Origin of the sequence: Acinetobacter sp. WC-141 (assembly GCF_000313935.1) — a bacterium.
Taxonomy (GTDB): domain Bacteria; phylum Pseudomonadota; class Gammaproteobacteria; order Pseudomonadales; family Moraxellaceae; genus Acinetobacter.
In genome coordinates this window covers 1-3,656 of the sequence record NZ_AMSS01000068.1, presented here as the reverse complement: position 1 = coordinate 3,656, position 3,656 = coordinate 1, and the positions used below count along the sequence as shown (strand labels likewise).

3 protein-coding genes and 1 pseudogene are annotated in these 3,656 nt (G+C 39.0%); 1 reads left to right on the top strand and 3 read right to left on the bottom strand.

Translation table 11 applies throughout. The features are described 5' to 3' along the window. Positions 1-346: recombinase family protein (locus ACINWC141_RS13940; RefSeq protein WP_034678691.1), on the top strand; the 346-nt coding region annotated here is incomplete at its 5' end. A gap of 32 nt (positions 347-378) precedes the next feature. Here the strand turns inward: ACINWC141_RS13940 and ACINWC141_RS20680 are convergent. The 3 genes and pseudogenes from ACINWC141_RS20680 to ACINWC141_RS13920 all read right to left on the bottom strand — a co-directional run. Beyond that, positions 379-1,795: pseudogene (locus ACINWC141_RS20680) on the bottom strand (HNH endonuclease); the annotation flags it as partial. A 346-nt stretch (positions 1,796-2,141) separates the two neighbouring features. Further along, positions 2,142-2,471 (bottom strand): four-helix bundle copper-binding protein, encoded by a 330-nt coding sequence (locus tag ACINWC141_RS13925; protein ID WP_004827037.1) that lies wholly within the window; start codon positions 2,469-2,471, stop codon positions 2,142-2,144. A gap of 199 nt (positions 2,472-2,670) precedes the next feature. Continuing rightward, positions 2,671-3,603, bottom strand: a complete 933-nt coding sequence (locus tag ACINWC141_RS13920) for an IS5 family transposase (protein ID WP_000743262.1) — start codon at positions 3,601-3,603, stop codon at positions 2,671-2,673. Positions 3,604-3,656: the final 53 nt, after the last annotated feature.

Sequence of the window (3,656 nt, the reverse complement as noted above, 5' to 3'; positions counted from 1 at the left end):
ACACAATCTTGGGCATTTCGGGGTATCTCTGGTGGCACAAACAGGTTTGCAGTTTGACCTTTCCACATCTCAGGGAAAGCTCATGGCTTCTGTGATGTCTGCATTAGCAGAGTTTGAGGGAGATTTACTACGTGAACGTGTGCGCTCTGGTGTAGCAGCGGCACAAGCGCGGGGCGTTGTGTTTGGTCGTCGTCCTGGTCAACGTACCAAGTCAGATCGTCTGGCACCTAAAGTGTTGGAGTTGGTGTCTGCTGGACACTCTTATCGACAAGTCGGTCGGCTGGTCAATCTAAGCAAAAATACCGTGTTGGATATCGTTAAAAGAAGTCGGAGTGAAAATCCTTAGCGTGCTATATTTTCCGTTTCCTGAGACGACCCCGAAAAGGCCTTGGGCTTTGACCGAGAAATTGGACTAATCGACTCCACATATCCCACCACATGCTTGACGACTGCATCATCATAACCACCCAAAAATCTTTCGACATAAAACTCGTTAAAGTTTATGTACTTGAAGGCCTTAGACATGGACAGAATAAAGGTATTCAGGCATTCCTCATCATCAAAATCAACCTCCATTTCCAAGCTTAAGCAAATAAAGGCTTTATAGACAATTTGTAGCCGATCATAGCCCTTGATACCACTGCCGAACTTGCCGACCGTTTCGGTGGTCGCCACGGGGAAATTGGCGATCAAGAACTCAATACTACGGCGTACCCGGGTGAAGTCCTTGAAACTAATCTTTCGATGATGAATCTGCATGCGGCTTTCATGAATTTCATACACAATTGAAAACCATGCAAGAAAAGAAGTAATCTGAAAACTCTGATCCTTATAAAAATATAAGTATGGATGTAAGCCCAAACTCGGAACCCCAGCATTTTTTACAGGCGTCGCTATTCTGCAAAGAATGGTCAACAGATGCGACATTAGGTTTTCAACGCGCTCCCCCTGATTCAGACTCATAATATTATGAATCTGATCACCCGCAATGATATTCATCAGCTCATTGACCAGGCCAATTTTTTTGCCATGACTCATTTCATTGTCTAATAAAATGGTCGAAAAAAGTAACTGGTGGATCCTCTCCCCTAACTCAATCAACTCATTTAAACGTGTATATTGGAGCTCTTCTAGGTTAGATTTATTGTCATTGATATAACAACAGGCATAGATCGCATAATACGCGTCACTACCGCGATTTCTTAGGTGATATTCCTCATATTTATCTAAACGTTTAGTATCTGAGTTAATAGATTGAAATACCCGTCGCGCATCTTCCGGAGTCCCCAGTACCTGCCGGAAACTGATTTTAATATCGCCTAATTTCGATTTTTTTTTCTGCAAATTCGGCATCAGTACAAATTTTTTGAAAATCAGCAAGATCTCCTAAATAATTGCGGAGGTAACGAATATCTTGTTTTTGTTGATCATTGAAATTAGGTGCTTGAGGGACTTGCTCATCCGCAAAATATCTATTGATCCACGCATAGATACAGGAAAGACGATGTGCTCCATCAATAATGTAAATATTGCTGTGTATATCTTTCCAATACAAAATGCATAAATTGATGTTTTGATCTTCTGTGCAATCCTCAATAAAGTTTGCAATTTCTTGCACGCTCCAACATTCCGTAGAACGCTGGTTATCCGCCTTAAATAAACATTTGATGATTGGATGCTTTTCAAAATCAGTCAGTGTCACTTCAAAATTGTCACGCTGCATTGAAGGTGACATTTCTTCTGGCAACATGACTTTACGCTGAATAATATTGGTCAATAGTCGTGTAGAACCCATTTCTTATTCTCTCCAGGCAACACTTTCCTACTTTCGCTCAAGTACGAAATTTGAAAATGTATATAGTTCGATTTGGTTAAAGCTGTGAATTAAATGACCGTCAATATCCAGTCAGCGCTAACAAAAGAGACCTAAGAGAAATGGGGGGATTAGAGAACGTAATAAATCATAAAAAAGCCCCGATTGGAGAAAAGGGGCTTTAAAGATTGTATTATACCATTGAAAAATAAAGAAAAAAATATAAGAATTTCGTATAAGGTGTATTATGTTAATTTTAGGAAAGGCTCTAGACTAGTAGAATGATTATGTTAGTCTAGAGCCATATAATTAACATTATTGAAGTATTTTACATGGCAATTTTTCGACATTCTTCTGCACACTGACGGCAAGCCTCAGCACATTTTTTACAATAATCATGTGAATGTTTTTCACACTCTTCCGCACAATATTCACAGATCTTAGCACAAAGCTCACAAATCTCTTTGAGGAAAGGTGAGTTATGTTGTTGCATACGCACACATAACTGACAAATATCTGCACATTCTAGACAACGTTGAATACATTCACGCATCATCTCTAAATCTTTTTCTTTTAAACAAGAAGTTGCACATTCAGTACAAATAAGTGAACAGTTTGTACATGCAGAAATACACTTTGAAAATTCCGTATTAATCATTTTTTACTCTCAACTTATATAATCAAAGAAATAATTAAAACATAATTTTTTTCTACTAATTATTTTAAATTATTAGTAAATGTAATACATAATGTTAATTTATATGAATAATGTTAATTTTAACTAAATCTTATTTATATTCCAAATGGCTTTGTTGCACAAAGATTTGAAAGGCAAAGCGCCCCTAATTGAGCCAAATTTAAGGCGTAACTTGGGTAAGTGGTCGACCTAATTCCGTAAATCTGTTGAGGACTGCTACACGTGCATGAACCTCATTGACTTGGCTATCAAAGCTCCTTGCACTGAGTTTATCTCTTAATAATTTGATGCAGTGCATTTTAGTCTCAACCAAACTTCGGCGATGATAGCCTGACCATTTTTTCCATAGTGTCCTACCTAAACGTTTAATTGTTCGAAGTAATTCATTTCGCTCTAGCGAGCTACTCTTTGTATCTTTCCATGGTTTCGCATTTTTTCTAGGTGGAATCACCGCATGTGCTTGCCGATCTGCAATGACCTGACGGCATTGCTTGGTGTCATAAGCTCCATCGGTATAAACAGAGTCAATCTGCTCATCTTGTGGAATCTGATTAAGTAAATCACCAAGCACCTGTGAATCACAGACATTATTGGTTGTGAGCTGAATAGCGCGTATTTGTAGGGTTTTGGCATCTATACCAATATGTAGTTTACGCCATTGGCGACGATATTCAGCTCCATGTTTCTTGCGTTTCCATTCGCCCTCACCTAGAAACTTCATCCCTGTAGAGTCTACGAGTAGATGCAGCCCATCGCTACTTTTTTGGTAGCTGATTGCAATATCAATATGCTTTTGTCTTCTACAAAGCGTACTGTAATCTGGTGCGGTCCAATTTAATCCGCAAAGTTTAATCAGACTTTGCACAAAGCCAGTGACCATACGTAAAGATAGACGGAATAAGGATTTAATCATTAAGCAGCATTGGATGGCTGCGTCGGAGTAGGTTTGATTTCGCCCTTGTTTGCCTTTTGATGGAGCATACCATTGCGTAGCAGGATCAAACCAAAGGGCAATATTTCCGCGATTAATGAGTGCTCGGTTATATGCGGGCCAATTGGTTGTGCGGTAGATTTTGTGTGTAGGCTTCTTCATTTGAAAATTATATCGCTGAAAAAGCCTTTACAGATAGGTTTGTGCAACAAAGC